The organism is Collinsella sp. AF15-51, assembly GCF_003462845.1.
Lineage (GTDB): Bacteria > Actinomycetota > Coriobacteriia > Coriobacteriales > Coriobacteriaceae > Collinsella.
Window position 1 is genome coordinate 50,540 of the sequence record NZ_QRYG01000003.1, and the last position, 15,051, is coordinate 65,590.

Consider the following 15,051-nt stretch of genomic DNA (forward strand, 5'->3'; position numbering starts at 1 on the left):
GTATCCTCCTTTTGCTATAGCACCCTCACCGGATACGGCGGTGCTGGAAGTTCATAAACCCACTAATAATAACCAAAACAGCGCGACGCGGCACCTACGACAGGAAAATCCTCGTCCTGCCGCACGCGTCGATAACGACCGGCAAACGCGTGCCGTCACGTTCGACCAAAAAGCGCGCCTGCTGACGGCGCGAGCAGTCACGGCAACGGACCTGCCCCGTTGCATCCGTGGCGCAGGCGCCCTCGGCAGTCAGCAAGCAGTGCTCGCACACCATGAGCTCGGGACGGTCGGCATCGACAGGCCCCAAGACACCGGGGCAAGCGGCAAGTTCGGCAACACGCTCCGCATCATTGCCGAGCAACTCGGCCGACAAGCACACCCGCCCCGCACCGAGTCCGCGCAGCCAGGTAAGCGTGGCCCGATTGGCACAGAACACCGGCGCCGCCACGTCAAACGTTGTGCCCAGCTCGCGGGCCATCGCCACTTGTCCCAGATTGCGGCAGACGACGCGCCCGGCACGCTGCATAAGCGCCCGAGTCCGCTCGGCGTCGCCCGCGCGGCACACTTCGTCGAGCACCACCGTTGTATCGGACAGATCTCGCTCATCGCGCGGACCCACATCCATCAGCTCCCAGGCAAAGACCATACGAGCAAAATCCTCGCGCTTTGCCGGCCCCGCCGACCCCACCAACTCCGTCGACGCACCGCCATCCACCGCAGCGCCCTCAAAGGGCAGCACCTCAACGGCACGCGCAACGGGCGCAATCGCATCCGCCTCGGCCCGCATGCGCTCCAACACCGCCGCCGTCTGATCCAACACGCCGGCGCTGCGAATCAGATAGACCTCGCAGCCCGCGTCCACCTTACGTTTGCAATGCACGACGATGCGCTCCCCCGCAGCGGCATCCACGGGGCAAGGCACCTGTGGCCAGCGCTTGGGCACATCGGGACGCGCGTCGGCACCCGGGTAAAATCGGATTTCGAGCGTATCGCCCGCCGCCACGGCGGCATCAAGCTCAACCGTCACCTCTTCGTGACCCACCGCCACCAAGTGGCCCACGCGCACGCCCTGGTTGATCGCGCGCTCAAAGCTCATGAGCTCGGCACCCGAACGACCCCGCAGGTAAGCATCGGTAAACCCACGGTTAAACGACCTTCCCAGCTCGCGTTCAAGCTCTTCCACGGCACCGGAGTCCCACGCGCCGTCGCACAGCATATCGAGTGCCCGACGCCACACCCTCACCACGTTGAATACGTAATCGGGATTCTTCATGCGCCCCTCGATCTTGAGCGATGCCACGCCGGCGGCAACAAGCTCGGGCAGGTGCGCGATACCCAGATAGTCACGCGGACAAAGCAGGCGGTCTCCCTCGACGGCAACAACACTCTGCCCCGCCTCGTCCACTAGGTCGTACGCCAGACGGCACGGCTGCGTGCAGTCGCCGCGCATCGCCGAGCGCCCACGCCGCAAGGCCGAGAACTCGCACGCCCCCGAATAGCCGATGCAAATCGCACCGTGGCAGAATACCTCGATGGGCACGCCCGTGGCACATAGCGCCGCAATCTCGTCGACCGTCAGCTCGCGTGCCGTCGTCACGCGCTCGACCCCCAGCTCATCGGCGGCAAGCCGCACGGCACCCTCGCTATGAGCGCCCGCCTGCGTGGACAGGTGAATCTCGACCCCGGGAATCGCCGCGCGCAGCGCGCAGGCCAACCCGGCATCGGCGACAATCAGAGCACCGGCGCCCAGCTCCAGTGCATGAGCTCCCAACGCCACCGCGTCGGACAACTCATCGTCAAACACGAACACGTTGAGCGTCACGTACACACGCACGCCATGGGCATGCGCCACGGCGCAGCCGCGCGCAAACTCGTCATCCGTAAAGCCATGGGCGCCCACACGGGCGTTAAAGCCGCCCAACCCCGCATAGATGGCATCGGCGCCCGCGGCGATGGCCGCAAGCATCTGGTCGAGTCCGCCCGCCGGCGCCAGCAACTCGGGCAGCGCCGCACCGGCAGCATCCAATCCAGTCTCGTATTGTCCGCTCGGCCCCATCGCCCGAATCGCCATCGGCAAACTCCTTACCAAGGTATGCATTCACTCTGAAAAATGCCGTCTTCCAGCATACACGAGGCCTCGCGCGCCCCGTTTGGTTTATCGTGTAATAACTTATGTCCATCCTGCCCCGACGGCACATCCACCGTCCGGCACGACATACCTGGAGGTCAATATATGGGTCCTCGCCAACGACAGGGACGCAGCCGTTCAAAGACGCATGCTCTGCCCATAATCCTGCTCTCGTTTTTGGGCTTTCTGCTGATTGCGGGCGTGGCATTTGGCATCGGCATGGTCGGCAACGTCAACCGCTGGCTGTCCGATCTGCCCGACTACACCGACGCCAACGCGTATCTGGTGAGCGAGCCCACCGAGATCGTCGACTGCAACGGCAACAAGATCGCGAGCTTCTACACGCAAAACCGCAAGTCTATCACCAAGGACGAGGTCTCCCCCTACGTGCTGCAGGGCACCGTTGACGTCGAGGACGAGCGCTTCTACGAGCACGGCGGTATCGACCTGTGGGGTATCGCGCGTGCTGCGGTGGCAACCCTCGGCGGTGGGCACGAAGGCGCCTCGACGATCACCCAGCAGCTTGTGCGCAACACCATCCTGCAGGAGGAGCAATTCGACTCGACCATTGAGCGTAAGGTGCGCGAGGCCTACATCGCCATCAAGATGGAGGACATGTACTCCAAAGACGAGATCCTCATGATGTACCTCAACACCATCTATTACGGCCACGGCGCCTACGGCATCGAGGCCGCAGCCGAGACCTATCTGTCCAAGAGCGCCGCCGACCTCACCCTGAGCGAGGCCGCGCTACTCATCGGCCTTCCCAACTCGCCTTCGCAGTACGACCCCACGGTCAATCCCGATCTGGCACTGTCTCGCCGCAACAAGGTTCTCGACAACATGCTGCGCCTGGGCCACATCACCCAGGAGGAGCACGATGCCGCACAGGCCGAGCCCATCACCCTCAATGTGACCGAAATCTCGGGCAGCGGCGTCGACGTATACTCGCAGCCCTACTTTGTCTCCTACGTCAAGCAGCTGCTGGAGCAGGAGTTCTCGACCGACGTGCTCTTTAAGGGCGGCCTGACCGTCAAGACCACCATCGACCCCACGATGCAGCAGGTGGCAGAGAATGCCGTCCGCGAGCAGCTCGACACGCTCTCGCTTGACGGCCTGGACATGGGCATGGTCGTCGTCGACCCCAAGACCGGCTACATCAAGTGCATGGTGGGCGGCTACGACTACAACGCCGACGAGAACCACGTAAACCATGCCACGGCCAAGCGTCCCGTCGGCTCCACCTTTAAGGCCTTTACGCTGGCAACTGCCATCCAAAACGGCATGAACCCCAACGTCACCCTCAACTGCAACTCGCCGCTCAAGGCCAAGGGCACCACGACCGAGGTCCAAAATTACGCCAACCAGAGCTACGGCAGCATCACGCTTAAGCAGGCGACGGCATACTCCTCCAACACCGGCTACATCCAGGTGGCGGAAGCCGTCGGCAACAGCAAGATCATCTCGCTCGTCAAAAAGCTCGGCATCGACCCCGCCAAGGACAACATCGAGGACGTTCCCGTCATGACGCTCGGCACCGGCTCGATCTCGCCACTCGAGATGGCCGCCGCCTACGCGACGTTTGCCAACGGCGGCTACTATCGCCAGCCGATCGCCATCACCGAGATTGATTCTCGTACCGGTTCGGTGCTGTACCAGCACACCGACAATCCCTCACAGGTGCTTACCGAGGGCGAGGCCGCCGCGGTCACCGATGTTCTGTCCGGCGTCATGAAGGGCAGCGGTACGGGTGCTGCCGGCGCCCTGAGTGTCAACCAGCCCTATGCCGGCAAGACGGGCACCACCGACAACACCACCAACCTGTGGTTCTGCGGCTATACCCCGCAGCTGGCGTGCGCCCTGTGGACCGGCTATTCCGCGGGCGAGATCCCCATCCAAAAGTACGGCACGGACCTGCTGGGCGACAGCACCAACCTGCCTGTCTTTAAGCGGTTTATGAACACCGTTCTGACCGGTACCGAGCGCGAGGAGTTTGCGACCGGAACGGCGCCCACCTACAAGAACAACAGCGTCTGGAAGTTCTACGGCACCAATAACACCAAGAAGTCGGAGAACGACGACAAGGACAAGGACGAAGAGGAAGAGGAAACCACCACAACGACTACCACGACGACCACGACCACCGAGACCACGGGCGGCGACACCACCGGCGGCACCGGTACGACCGGTGGCTCGACGGGCGGCTCCACTGGTGGTTCGACCGGCGGCGATGGCGGCACGCCTACGCCTACGCCCACTCCCACTCCCGACCCCTCGCCCACGCCTGACGATACGGTCGGCTAAGAAGTACGCGACTAAAGCCAACAAGGCCCCGAGCAGCTTATTGAACTGCTCGGGGCCTTTTAGTTTGAAGCGACTGGGCGGTCGTTATACCAGCAAACAAAAAAAGGGGATACCGACCAACGTCGACACCCCTTACAAGCCACTATGTAAGCGCACGCAGTGCCGAGCGCACGACCCGCACGCCTACTTGCGAGAATTGCTCAGCTTATTGATCAGCGCCTCGAGACGCTCGCCGTCCTCGGCCGTCTGGGCAATAACCAAAATCGTATCGTTGCCGGCAAGCGAGCCAAGCACATCGGGCAACTCTGCCGCATCAACGGCGGCGGCGATGCCGGAAGCCGTGCCAGGCTGAGCCTTGATCATAACCAGATTATCGGTACGCAGAACGCCCGTTACGAGCTCGGAAACCATGCGCTGCAGGTGCAGGTCCTCTGCCAGAACATAGATGCCCTCAGGGAGCTTACGCAGCCCCATATCGGCAATATCGCGAGAGACAGTCGCCTGCGTGCAATCAAAGCCCATAGCACGGAGCTCATCGACCAGCACACGCTGCGTGCGGACGTCCTTATTGCGCACAATATCTCTAATGGCATCCTGGCGCCCATTGCGTTTTTTAGCCATACAAACCCTCACTCCAAAAGATGGCGGAGACAATCAATCAGTGATTGAATAGTTTAACGCTATTTGAAGGCTTTTGTGTATAAGAACGCATTTCGAAACAATTCTATGCAAGTTTGTTTCGTAATGAGCCGTTTAGGCGGTTTTTGCGCCCGTCCGGTTAAGAAAAGCTGCCAGATGCGTACACATCACGCAACGCGCGGGCTTGGCGCTAGCGATCGGCCCAAACAACAGACCGAGCCCCCGATGGTTATCCTTGAGCGCGGCGACCATCTGACGGGTTCGAGGCGCCTCGAGCATATCACGCATGCGGGCGGAACGCTCGATTGACGACACCCCATGCGGGCTCAGACACAAATTCTCGATGCAGGCGACCAGTCCGGCAAAGTAGAACTTTTGGCTTGCCAGCTTGAGCCGGCCACCGCTATCTGCTTCCGAGAGTGAGTCCGCAAGCTCGTCGAGTGCTCGGGTGTCATCGGATACCCTGGCATACATGGTGGGATCAAAGGCATCTGTAAGCTTAGGCGCCACCGCGTGGAAACAAGCGTCGCCGCATCCGGAGACGCGCTGCGCCTGCGAGAGCGCGCATGCCATAAACCCAACTGTGCGAAACGCCTTGTCGCACAAAAGGCATGCCTCAAACAGCGGACGGCTATACATCACGCCAGAGACTTGAGCAACCAAGCCGCCTAAAATCAACTGAGGCAGCCCGGCCACCATCGAAGACTTGTCTTCAATGACAATAGAGGCAGCATCCAAGACACGCGAATGGCGCTCTCGATGTGCATCATAGCGGTCGAGCGACACCGTGGGGAACACTATGTCTGCCGCAGTATCGCACGCGATATCGACCATCTTGGAAAGGGATTGCGGAGCAAACCACTCATCGGCGTTCATGGCGATGATTTGAGAGCCGCGCGAGGCAGCAAAACCGGCACGAAGACACGCGCCGCGCGTCGCGTCCTCGACGTCAATCAAATCAATATGGATGTCCCTGTCGGCAGCAACTTGAAGCGAATGGCGCACACCGGGCGCAGTATCGCGACAGACAACGACAATCTGCAAATCGTAGAGGTCTTGGTTCTGGATACTCTCGAGCGCACGCATCGCATAGCTGGGCGAACCTTCTACCACAAGGATCACCGAAAGTCGCGGATGCGAGCCACGTCGAACCAAATTATCCGTCCTCTCGACAGTAATGAATCAAACCGTGGTTCATGGTACACCCCGGCAATAAAAGCAATGAGACACCGGTTGCATTGCACGCCAAGAACAGATGTTGCACACGCGCAGCCCACAGATGACAGGTGTCGACGCACGACACGTCGAGCCCTCCCCTAGTCGAGCACGACAAGCTCGGCGGGATCGTAATCCACGCCCATAAACGTAAGGCCGCAGGCAGGAGCCGTGGGGCCCGCAGCGGTACGGTCGCAAGCATCGATAACCTCGCGCATCCACTCGGGTTCACGGCGATGCATGCCAATCTCGACAAGCGTGCCCACGATCGTACGGACCATCGAATGCAGAAACGCATTGCCCTCGATGGTGAACGTCAGGATGTCCTCGCCAAACGCAACCTCATGGCCAAATTCGGCACGCATCACGCAGCGATGCGTGGGCTTGCCAACGGCCGAGGCAACCTTGCAAAAGCTCTTAAAGTCCTGCTCGCCCAAAAGCGCAGGGCAGGCGGCCGCCATCGCATCGACGTCGAGGGGATAGCGATGCCACCACACCGCACCGCGCGAGAGCACGGGGCGCGCATCGCGATCGGCAATACGGTACGTATACGTACGGGACCGCGCGTCAAAGCGGGCAGAAAAGCCCCTACGGGCCTTGTAGACCTCGTTTATGGCAATATCTTTGGGCAGGAGGGCATCCATAGCCCTCAGCCACCTACGGCGCGTCAGAGCAAGCTCAGCGTCCGTTACGGGCACGCTAATGTACTGGGCCACCGCATGCACGCCGGCATCGGTACGACCCGCACACGTCAGATCGATCGGGCGGCGCAGCAGCGTCTCGATAGCGCGGCGTAACTCGCCCGCAACGGTCGTCTGGCCCGGCTGCTCGGCAAATCCGCTATAGGACGAGCCATCATAGGCAACACGGAATACAAGCGTGGCATCGAGCTCAGGAATCGAATTGAAATCAGACGGCGCGGTCATGGGCGCTCCCAACAAACAATCAACGGTATCGCGACAAAAAAAAGAGGGGTACGCGAACGTACCCCTCGAATATAGCCTATGCAGACGGATTGTCTACTCAGCGGTCTCCTCAGCAGGAGCCTCCTCGACGGCCTCGACCTTCTTGGGAGCAGCGGCCTTCTTGGGGGCCGGAGCAGCCTTCTTGGCCTTAGGCGTGCAAGGCTCGGTGACGAGCTCCATGATAACGATAGGAGCGTTGTCGCCCTTACGGTTGCCGAGCTTCATGATGCGGGTGTAACCGCCGTTGCGGTCCTGCCACATGCCCTGGGCAGCCTTGTCGAAGATCTCGGCAACGAGCTGCTTATCGCCGAGCTTGGCGATGGCCAGACGACGAGAGTGCAGGTCGCCCTTCTTGGCCCAGGTGATGATCGGATCGACGACCGAACGCAGCGCCTTAGCGCGGGTCTCGGTGGTCTTGATGCGGTCGTTCTCGAAGAGGGCCTTGGCCAGGCTCTTCTTCATGGCCTTGGTGTGGCTCGCATCGGTGCCGAGCTTCAGGCCCTTCTTAACGTTGTGACGCATGGTCTAGTTTCTCCTCAAATATGCGAAGCATTAAGCCTTCAGGCTCAGGCCCATGGACTCAAGCTTGTCCTTCACTTCCTCGATCGACTTAACACCGAAGTTACGGATGTTGAGCAGATCGTTCTCCGAGAACTCAACGAGCTGACGGACCGAGTGAATGCTGGCGCGCTTAAGGCAGTTGTAGGAACGGACGGAAAGGTCCAGATCCTCGATCTGCTTGTCCAGCTCGGCGTTGTCGTTGGTGACCTCGGGAGCGAAGATCGAAGCCTCCTCCTCGACCTCGGGGGTCTCGGCAAGGTTCATAAAGGCAGCCATATGCTGGTTGATGATATTGGCAGCCTGGACCACGGCGTCGCGCGGAGCGATGGAGCCGTTGGTCTCGATCTCGAGGACAAGGCGGTCGTAGTCGGTGTGCTGACCGACACGGCAAGCCTCAACGAGCTTGGCGCAACGGGACACCGGCGAGTACAGCGAGTCGACGTGGATCACACCGATGGGATCGTTGTCGCGCTTGTTAGCCTCGCCAGAGACATAGCCGCGGCCATAGCCGATGCGCATGCTCATGGTGAGATGGCCACCCTCGGTAAGCGTAGCGATGTGCTGCTCGGGGTTGACCAGCTCAAACTCGGACGGAATAAAGAAGTCCGCACCGGTGACCTCGCAGGGGCCGTCAACAGAAATGGTGGCGGTCGCCTCGTCGGTCGTGCCGAGAGCCCTGAAGACAAGACCCTTGACATTCAGGACGATGTCGGTGACATCCTCGACCATGTTAGGGATGGTCATGAACTCGTGCTGTGCACCATCGATCTGAATAGCCTCGACGGCGGCACCCTCGAGCGAGGACAGAAGTACGCGACGAAGGGAGTTACCCAGCGTATCGCCGTAGCCACGCTCGAGCGGCTCGACGGAGACACGAGCAGACGTCTCGTTGATCTCTTCGACCTGAACCTGAGGCCTAATGAATTCTGACATGTATTACCTCCAGCCTCAGCAGCCCGGATGGACTACTTAGAGTAGAGCTCGACGATGAGCTGCTCGTTGATATCACCGCTGATCTGCTCACGCGTCGGCAGAGCGAGCACGTTACCAGACAGCTTCTCGATATCGACCTCGAGCCAGCCAGGGACCTCAAAGCGCTCGGAGGAAATCAGGGCCTCCTTGATGGGGAGGAGGTCACGGAACTTCTCGCCGACAGCGACGACGTCGCCGGCCTTGACGCGGTAGGACGGGATGTCCACGCGCTTGCCGTTCACGGTGAAGTGACCGTGACGGACGGACTGACGAGCCTCTTTGCGGGTGCGGGCGAAGCCAAGACGGAAGACGACGTTGTCGAGGCGAGACTCAAGGATGATCATGAGGTTCTCACCGGTGACGCCGTTCATCTTACGGGCCTTGTTGAAGTAGCCGTGGAACTGCTTCTCCAGAACGCCATAGATGAACTTGACCTTCTGCTTCTCGCGCAGCTGCATGCCGTACTCAGATTCCTTGCGACGGCGCTTGGGCTGACGGATAGATTCCTTCTTGCTGCTGTAACCGAGCTCAGCGGGATCGATCCCGAGCTGACGGCAGCGCTTAAGAACAGGAGTCCTGTCGATTGCCATATTGATACGATCCTTTCAGTTACACGCGGCGACGCTTCTTGGGGCGGCAGCCGTTGTGCGGAATGGGGGTCTTGTCCTGGATGCTCGAGACCTCGAGGCCAGCAGCCTGGAGGGAGCGGATGGCGGTCTCACGACCGGAGCCGGGGCCCTTGACGAAGACGGAAACCTTCTTCATACCGTGCTCCATGGCCTGCTTGGCAGCAGCCTCGGCAGCCATCTGGGCAGCGAACGGCGTGGACTTACGGGAGCCCTTGAAGCCCACCTGGCCAGCCGACTTCCAGGAAATGACATTGCCCTGGGGATCGGTGATCGAAACGATCGTGTTGTTGAACGTAGAACGAATGTGAGCCTGGCCCACGGAAATGTTCTTACGGTCCGCGCGCTTCAGACGGGCAGCGCGAACGTTCTTCTTAGCAGTAGCCATCTATCTAGCGCTCCTTATTTCTTCTTCTTAGCACCGATCTGACGCTTCGGGCCCTTGCGGGTACGAGCGTTAGTGTGGGTGCGCTGGCCGCGGACCGGGAGGCCCTTGCGGTGACGAAGGCCGCGGTTGCAGCCGATGTCCATAAGGCGCTTGACGTTCTGGTTGCGCTCACGGCGGAGGTCGCCCTCAACCATGATCTGGTTCTTATCGATATAATCGCGGATGGCGTTAACCTCATCCTCGGTGAGGTCCTTAACGCGCGTATCCACGTTAACGTTGCACTCGACGCAGATCTTCGTCGCAGTGGTGCGGCCGATGCCGTAAATGTAGGTCAGACCGATCTCAACGCGCTTCTCACGCGGGAGGTCGACACCATTAATACGGGCCAACGTAGTCTCCTCTCTTAACCCTGACGCTGCTTATGACGGGGGTTCTCGCAAATGACGAGGACCTTGCCATGGCGCCTAATGATTTTGCACTTATCGCACATCTTCTTGACCGAAGGACGTACCTTCATCGTTCTTCCTTTCGGTAGCGCTCAAACTACTTCCCTACTATCTACTCGCCCAGCCGCAGGCGTTTAAAACTATGGCTGGTCTTCACACACAATCCGACCGTAGGTTGAGCTAAGCCTGCAGCCGGAAATGGAGTGCGTGTATGCGTGCCGCTATTTGTAGCGATAGGTGATGCGGCCGCGGGTCAGGTCGTACGGGGAAAGCTCCACGACAACCCTGTCACCGGGGAGAATACGGATGTAATTCATTCGGATCTTGCCAGAAATGTTGCATAGAACCGAATGACCGTTCTCGAGCTCGACCTTAAACATGGCGTTGGGCAGCGGTTCCTTTACCGTACCCTCGAGCTCAATTGCGTCTTCCTTCTTCACAAGCAATCATCTTTCTCTAGAAAACGACAGCGATTGAGTATTCTACAACACGTATGCACGTATCGTAATAACTTCGTAATGGCTCCACAACTAAGTGGAACTTGTTACATTTCTCCGCCTTGGAGCGAACACCAAGCACCTTGGGCATCCGTGGTGAGAATCACCGGACCGTCATTGGTAATGGCGACGGTGTTCTCGTAGTGCGCGGCGGGCAGGTGGTCGTTGGTCGTAACAATCCAACCGTCGGAGCCCGTGCTCACATGGTTGGAACCCATCGTAACCATCGGCTCGATGGCAATGACCATGCCGGCCTGGAGGCGAACGCCCCTCCCCTTCTTTCCATAGTTAGGAACGTTGGGGTCCTCGTGCATCACGCGGCCAATGCCATGGCCAACATAGTCACGAAGAACGCCATAGCCGTGAGACTCGGCGAGAGACTGAACGGCATAACCAACATCCCCGATATGGTTACCGGGGACAGCCTGCTCGATGGCAGCCTTAAGGCAATCGCGCGTAACCTCGCACAGGGCCTTGGCCTCGGGCGTTGGGGTGCCAACGAAAAACGTCCAAGCGTTATCGCCGACCCAACCGTCGACAACGGCTCCCGTATCGATGGAAATGATATCGCCATCGCGCAGGATCATGTCGGGGTTGGGAATACCGTGGACCACGGCATCGTTGATCGATGCGCAAATGGTTCCCGGGAACCCGCCGTAACCCTTAAAGGCCGGGGTGCCGCCATGCATGCGGATAATCTGCTCCGCGAGCTGATCGAGCTCAAAAGTCGAAACGCCGGGGCGCACCATGGCTCCAACGTGGCGGAGCGCCATCTTAGATAGCGCTCCTGCCTTCTTCATCTGCTCGATTTGCGTTGCAGACTTAATCTTGATCATAGACCGAGAGCCTCTTTGACATCCCCGTACACGGTCTCGCGAGCCTGGTCACCGTTGACCGACTGGAGCAGACCCTGGCCACGATAGTAGTCGACGAGCGGGCTCGTGGACTTCTCGTAGACGTCGAGACGGTTCTTGATGGTCTCGGGCTTGTCGTCGTCGCGCTGATACATCTCGCCGGCGCACTTGGGGCAGGTAGCATCGGCAGCGGTGCCGGTGTAACCGCAGGCGCGGCAGGTGCGACGCGAAGACAGACGATCGATGATGACCTCGGGGGCAACGTCGACCAGAAGGGCGCAGTCGATCTCGCGACCCATGGCGGAGAGCTCGGAATCGAGCGTCACAGCCTGGGCGGTGTTGCGCGGGAAGCCGTCGAGGATGAAGCCCTGCTGGGCGTCATCGGCGGCAAGGCGCTCCTTGACAAGGTCGATCACGAGCTGGTCGGGAACGAGCTCGCCAGCGTCCATGTACTTCTTAGCCTGAATACCAAGCTCGGTGCCACCCTTGACGGCAGCACGCAGCAGGTCGCCCGTGGAAATGTGAGCGACGCCAAACTCGGCGACGAGCTCCTGTGCGACGGTGCCCTTACCGGCACCCGGAGCTCCGAGCAATACGAGGTTCATGAGCAATCCTCCTCTAGCCTATTTAAAGAATCCATCGTAATCATACATCTTGATCTGGCCTTCGAGCTTATCGACCGTGTCGAGCACGACGCCGACCATGATGAGGATGGACGTTCCGCCAAAAGCCTGGATCAGATGGTTACCCGTGAAGGAGAAGATGATCGAAGGCACGATGGCGATGAGCGCCAAAAAGACAGCGCTGGGAAGCGTAATCTTGTTGAGCGCGTTCTTGATGTAGGCCGCGGTAGCCCTACCCGGACGCACGCCCGGAATAAAGCCGCCCTGCTTCTTAAGGTTGTCGGCCGTGTCATCGGGATTGAACACCATGGAGGTGTAGAAGTACGCGAAGAACACGATGAGGACAACGTTAAGCACCCAGTTGAGCCAACCGGTCGAAAGCGCGGAGGCAACTGCCTGAATCCAGCCGATGCCGGGGAAGAACACGGCAATCTGAGCCGGGAAGTACAGCAGCGCCGAAGCGAAGATGATCGGCACGACGCCCGCGGTGTTGACCTTGATGGGCAGGTAGGTGGTCTGTCCACCCATCATGCGACGGCCCACGACGCGCTTGGCGTAGGAGACCGGAATGCGGCGCTGGCCGCGCTCAAGGAAAACGATCAGCGGGATAACCAGCAGGATGATGGCGCAGATGATCACCATGGTGATGATGCCACCGGCATTGCCCTCGGTGCTGGAGAAGATAGCCTGCGGCAGACCGGCCATGATGTTCGCAAAGATGATCAGCGACATGCCATTGCCGATACCGCGCTGGGTGATGAGCTCACCAATCCACATGATCAGCATGGCGCCCGCAGTGAGCGTGCCGACGACCATGAGGTCGAAGATGATCTCGGGAGCGCCGGCGCCATTAAAGCTGATGCCGAAGCTCTTAAAGAGGAAGAGGTAACCCACGGAGTTGAGGATTGCCAGAGCCAAGGTGAGGTAACGCGAATACTGCGTAATCTTGGTCTGACCGACCTCGCCCTCGCGGGCAAGCTCATGCAGGGAAGGCACGACGGCCTGGAGCATCTGGAGGATGATCGAGCTGGTGATGTAAGGCATGATGCCCAGCGAAAACACCGACACATAGCTCAACGCGCCGCCAGAGAAAAGATTCAGGAGGGCCATAGCACCTGCGGCGACCGAATTGTTATCGGTCGAGAAAAGGCCCAGCATCCCCTGGAAGGGAATGCCGGGCACAGGAACGTGCGCACCAATGCGGTACACGACGAGCATAGCTATGGTAAAAAGAATCTTTTCGCGCAATTCTTTGATGCGGAAAGCATTCTTAAGACCATTTAGCACGGCAGCTCGACCTTTCCGCCGGCGGCCTCGATCTTGGCCTGCGCAGAAGCGCTGACCTTGTCGACCTTGACCGTGAACTTCTTGGTGAGCTCACCATTGCCGAGCACCTTGACGGGCTCGAACTCGCTCTTGGTGATGCGAGCGGCCTTAAGAGCGGCACCGTCGATCACAGCGCCATCCTCGAACTTACGCTCGAGACGCTCAACGTTAACAGCGGTGTACTCGATACGACGGGGGTTGCGGAAGCCCGGAAGCTTGGGCAGGCGCATAGCCAGCGGAGTCTGGCCACCCTCGAAGCCGGCACCCTTGGTGCCGCCAGAGCGGGAACCCTGGCCCTTCTGGCCGCGGCCAGAAGTGGTGCCGTGACCCGAAGAATTGCCACGGCCGACGCGCTTACGGTTCTTGGTGGAACCGGGCGCGGGAGTAAGATCGTGAAGCTGCATTTGCTACTCCTCTACAATCTCGACAAGGTGCTTGACCTTGAAGATCATGCCGCGGACGGACTCGTTGTCAGCAATCTCGCGAACCTCGCGGATCCTGTGGAGACCGAGGGCACGGACAGTACGGACCTGGTCCTGCTTGCAACCGTTGGTGCTGCGGACCTGCTTGATCTTGATGGTGTCAGCCATGCTTAGTTCTCCTTACCGACGAACATCTCGGAGACCGTCAGGCCACGGCGAGCCGCGACGTCCTCAGGGCTGGAGAGCTCCTTGAGGCCCTCGACGGCAGCCTTGATGATGTTGAGGCCGTTGTCGGTACCGAGGGACTTGGACAGGACGTTCTTGATGCCAGCAAGCTCGAAGAGGGGACGCACAGCGCCGCCGGCGATAACGCCGGTACCCTCGACAGCGGGCTTGATGATGATGCGGCCGGCACCAAAGTGGCCGAGAACCTCGTGCGGGATGGTGCCCTGCTCGGTCACCGGCACGTGGAACATGTTCTTCTTGGCATCGAGAGACGCCTTGGAGATGGCCAGGGGCACCTCAGCGGACTTGCCCATGCCAACGCCGACGTTGCCCTTGCCGTCGCCAACGACGACGAGAGCGACGAGGCTCATGCGACGACCACCCTTGACGGTCTTCGACACGCGGTTGATGTAAACGACGCGCTCCTCGAACTCGGAGGCCTCGCGCTGCTGCTTCTGATTACGAGCCATGTGCTACATACCTCCTAGAACTCGAGACCGGCGGCACGAGCACCGTCGGCGAGGGCCTTGACGCGGCCATGGTAGATACGGCCACCGCGATCGAAGGCGACCTTGGTGATGCCGGCCTCGATGGCACGCTTGCCAACGAGCTGACCGACCTTCTCCGCAGCCTCCTTGTTCGAGGTGTGGGTGCCCTTGAACTCGGCCTCGAGGGTCGAGGCAGAGACGAGCGTCAGGCTGGAGCCCTTGCTGTCGTCGATGATCTGGGCATAGATGTTGGCGTTAGTACGGGTCACGCGAAGACGCGGACGCTCGGAGGTACCCGAGACCTTGCCGCGAACACGACGCTGACGACGCTTGAGGCCTTCCAGCTTCGCCTTATGCTTGTTCATACGTAAA

19 protein-coding genes are annotated in these 15,051 nt (G+C 60.0%); 1 reads left to right on the forward strand and 18 read right to left on the reverse strand.

Annotated features, from left to right (window positions below):
* Window positions 1-94 precede the first annotated feature (94 nt).
* The gene (locus DWW51_RS02350) at window positions 95-2,071 is read right to left on the reverse strand and encodes a U32 family peptidase (RefSeq protein ID WP_158565399.1); all 1,977 of its coding nucleotides are present in this window, start codon (window positions 2,069-2,071) and stop codon (window positions 95-97) included.
* Window positions 2,072-2,233: 162 nt separating this feature from the next.
* Here DWW51_RS02350 and DWW51_RS02355 point away from each other — a divergent pair, with 162 nt between their 5' ends.
* Window positions 2,234-4,432, forward strand: a complete 2,199-nt coding sequence (locus tag DWW51_RS02355) for a transglycosylase domain-containing protein (protein WP_117773369.1) — start codon at window positions 2,234-2,236, stop codon at window positions 4,430-4,432.
* A gap of 183 nt (window positions 4,433-4,615) precedes the next feature.
* On the opposite strand, the gene DWW51_RS02360 is transcribed toward DWW51_RS02355, so the two are convergent.
* The 17 genes from DWW51_RS02360 to rplR all read right to left on the reverse strand — a co-directional run bounded on the left by DWW51_RS02360 (window position 4,616) and on the right by rplR (window position 15,044).
* Window positions 4,616-5,053, reverse strand: a complete 438-nt coding sequence (locus DWW51_RS02360) for an arginine repressor (protein WP_006235280.1) — start codon at window positions 5,051-5,053, stop codon at window positions 4,616-4,618.
* Window positions 5,054-5,185: 132 nt separating this feature from the next.
* Complete coding sequence (locus DWW51_RS02365) at window positions 5,186-6,184, reverse strand: glycosyltransferase (protein WP_147344016.1); 999 nt, start codon at window positions 6,182-6,184, stop codon at window positions 5,186-5,188.
* A 203-nt stretch (window positions 6,185-6,387) separates the two neighbouring features.
* A complete protein-coding gene (truA, locus tag DWW51_RS02370; RefSeq protein WP_117773373.1) occupies window positions 6,388-7,212 on the reverse strand; it encodes a tRNA pseudouridine(38-40) synthase TruA in 825 nt (274 codons plus the stop codon).
* A 93-nt stretch (window positions 7,213-7,305) separates the two neighbouring features.
* Entirely contained in the window at window positions 7,306-7,773 is a 468-nt protein-coding gene (rplQ, locus tag DWW51_RS02375) for a 50S ribosomal protein L17 (protein WP_006235277.1), read from the reverse strand.
* Window positions 7,774-7,803: 30 nt separating this feature from the next.
* Window positions 7,804-8,745 (reverse strand): DNA-directed RNA polymerase subunit alpha, encoded by a 942-nt coding sequence (locus DWW51_RS02380; protein ID WP_006235276.1) that lies wholly within the window; start codon window positions 8,743-8,745, stop codon window positions 7,804-7,806.
* 32 nt (window positions 8,746-8,777) lie between these two features.
* Window positions 8,778-9,374: a 30S ribosomal protein S4 gene (rpsD, locus tag DWW51_RS02385; RefSeq protein ID WP_006235275.1), complete on the reverse strand. Its 597-nt coding sequence runs from the start codon at window positions 9,372-9,374 to the stop codon at window positions 8,778-8,780.
* A gap of 19 nt (window positions 9,375-9,393) precedes the next feature.
* Window positions 9,394-9,798, reverse strand: coding sequence for a 30S ribosomal protein S11 (gene rpsK, locus DWW51_RS02390; RefSeq protein ID WP_006235274.1), 405 nt, complete (start codon window positions 9,796-9,798; stop codon window positions 9,394-9,396).
* 14 nt (window positions 9,799-9,812) lie between these two features.
* On the reverse strand, window positions 9,813-10,187 hold the full coding sequence (gene rpsM / locus DWW51_RS02395; protein ID WP_022094275.1) for a 30S ribosomal protein S13: 375 nt from the start codon (window positions 10,185-10,187) through the stop codon (window positions 9,813-9,815).
* A gap of 14 nt (window positions 10,188-10,201) precedes the next feature.
* Entirely contained in the window at window positions 10,202-10,315 is a 114-nt protein-coding gene (gene rpmJ, locus DWW51_RS02400) for a 50S ribosomal protein L36 (RefSeq protein WP_006363204.1), read from the reverse strand.
* A gap of 150 nt (window positions 10,316-10,465) precedes the next feature.
* Entirely contained in the window at window positions 10,466-10,684 is a 219-nt protein-coding gene (infA, locus tag DWW51_RS02405) for a translation initiation factor IF-1 (protein ID WP_035137443.1), read from the reverse strand.
* Window positions 10,685-10,788: 104 nt separating this feature from the next.
* Window positions 10,789-11,577: a type I methionyl aminopeptidase gene (gene map, locus DWW51_RS02410; RefSeq protein WP_006235270.1), complete on the reverse strand. Its 789-nt coding sequence runs from the start codon at window positions 11,575-11,577 to the stop codon at window positions 10,789-10,791.
* The gene (locus DWW51_RS02415) at window positions 11,574-12,200 is read right to left on the reverse strand and encodes an adenylate kinase (RefSeq protein ID WP_117773375.1); all 627 of its coding nucleotides are present in this window, start codon (window positions 12,198-12,200) and stop codon (window positions 11,574-11,576) included. The genes map and DWW51_RS02415 overlap by 4 nt, the downstream gene beginning before the upstream one ends.
* An 18-nt stretch (window positions 12,201-12,218) precedes the next feature.
* Window positions 12,219-13,505, reverse strand: coding sequence for a preprotein translocase subunit SecY (gene secY, locus DWW51_RS02420; RefSeq protein WP_089573561.1), 1,287 nt, complete (start codon window positions 13,503-13,505; stop codon window positions 12,219-12,221).
* The gene (rplO, locus tag DWW51_RS02425) at window positions 13,499-13,948 is read right to left on the reverse strand and encodes a 50S ribosomal protein L15 (RefSeq protein WP_006235267.1); all 450 of its coding nucleotides are present in this window, start codon (window positions 13,946-13,948) and stop codon (window positions 13,499-13,501) included. Before rplO ends, secY begins: the two co-directional genes overlap by 7 nt.
* A gap of 3 nt (window positions 13,949-13,951) precedes the next feature.
* The gene (gene rpmD, locus DWW51_RS02430) at window positions 13,952-14,134 is read right to left on the reverse strand and encodes a 50S ribosomal protein L30 (protein ID WP_006235266.1); all 183 of its coding nucleotides are present in this window, start codon (window positions 14,132-14,134) and stop codon (window positions 13,952-13,954) included.
* Window positions 14,135-14,136: 2 nt separating this feature from the next.
* Window positions 14,137-14,661 carry a 30S ribosomal protein S5 gene (gene rpsE, locus DWW51_RS02435; protein WP_055252236.1) on the reverse strand — a complete coding sequence of 175 codons (525 nt, stop codon included), beginning with the start codon at window positions 14,659-14,661 and terminating at the stop codon, window positions 14,137-14,139.
* A 14-nt stretch (window positions 14,662-14,675) separates the two neighbouring features.
* Window positions 14,676-15,044 (reverse strand): 50S ribosomal protein L18, encoded by a 369-nt coding sequence (rplR, locus tag DWW51_RS02440; protein WP_006235264.1) that lies wholly within the window; start codon window positions 15,042-15,044, stop codon window positions 14,676-14,678.
* Between the last annotated feature and the right edge of the window lie 7 nt (window positions 15,045-15,051).

Bases quoted from the DNA above. Each gene is read 5' to 3' on its own strand.
- DWW51_RS02350 (WP_158565399.1), bottom strand. From the start codon at position 2,071: ATGGCGATTCGGGCGATGGGGCCGAGCGGACAATACGAGACTGGATTG.
- DWW51_RS02355 (WP_117773369.1), top strand. From the start codon at position 2,234: ATGGGTCCTCGCCAACGACAGGGACGCAGCCGTTCAAAGACGCATGCT.
- DWW51_RS02360 (WP_006235280.1), bottom strand. From the start codon at position 5,053: ATGGCTAAAAAACGCAATGGGCGCCAGGATGCCATTAGAGATATTGTG.
- truA (WP_117773373.1), bottom strand. From the start codon at position 7,212: ATGACCGCGCCGTCTGATTTCAATTCGATTCCTGAGCTCGATGCCACG.
- rplQ (WP_006235277.1), bottom strand. From the start codon at position 7,773: ATGCGTCACAACGTTAAGAAGGGCCTGAAGCTCGGCACCGATGCGAGC.
- DWW51_RS02380 (WP_006235276.1), bottom strand. From the start codon at position 8,745: ATGTCAGAATTCATTAGGCCTCAGGTTCAGGTCGAAGAGATCAACGAG.
- rpsD (WP_006235275.1), bottom strand. From the start codon at position 9,374: ATGGCAATCGACAGGACTCCTGTTCTTAAGCGCTGCCGTCAGCTCGGG.
- rpsK (WP_006235274.1), bottom strand. From the start codon at position 9,798: ATGGCTACTGCTAAGAAGAACGTTCGCGCTGCCCGTCTGAAGCGCGCG.
- rpmJ (WP_006363204.1), bottom strand. From the start codon at position 10,315: ATGAAGGTACGTCCTTCGGTCAAGAAGATGTGCGATAAGTGCAAAATC.
- map (WP_006235270.1), bottom strand. From the start codon at position 11,577: ATGATCAAGATTAAGTCTGCAACGCAAATCGAGCAGATGAAGAAGGCA.
- DWW51_RS02415 (WP_117773375.1), bottom strand. From the start codon at position 12,200: ATGAACCTCGTATTGCTCGGAGCTCCGGGTGCCGGTAAGGGCACCGTC.
- rplO (WP_006235267.1), bottom strand. From the start codon at position 13,948: ATGCAGCTTCACGATCTTACTCCCGCGCCCGGTTCCACCAAGAACCGT.
- rpmD (WP_006235266.1), bottom strand. From the start codon at position 14,134: ATGGCTGACACCATCAAGATCAAGCAGGTCCGCAGCACCAACGGTTGC.
- rpsE (WP_055252236.1), bottom strand. From the start codon at position 14,661: ATGGCTCGTAATCAGAAGCAGCAGCGCGAGGCCTCCGAGTTCGAGGAG.
- rplR (WP_006235264.1), bottom strand. From the start codon at position 15,044: ATGAACAAGCATAAGGCGAAGCTGGAAGGCCTCAAGCGTCGTCAGCGT.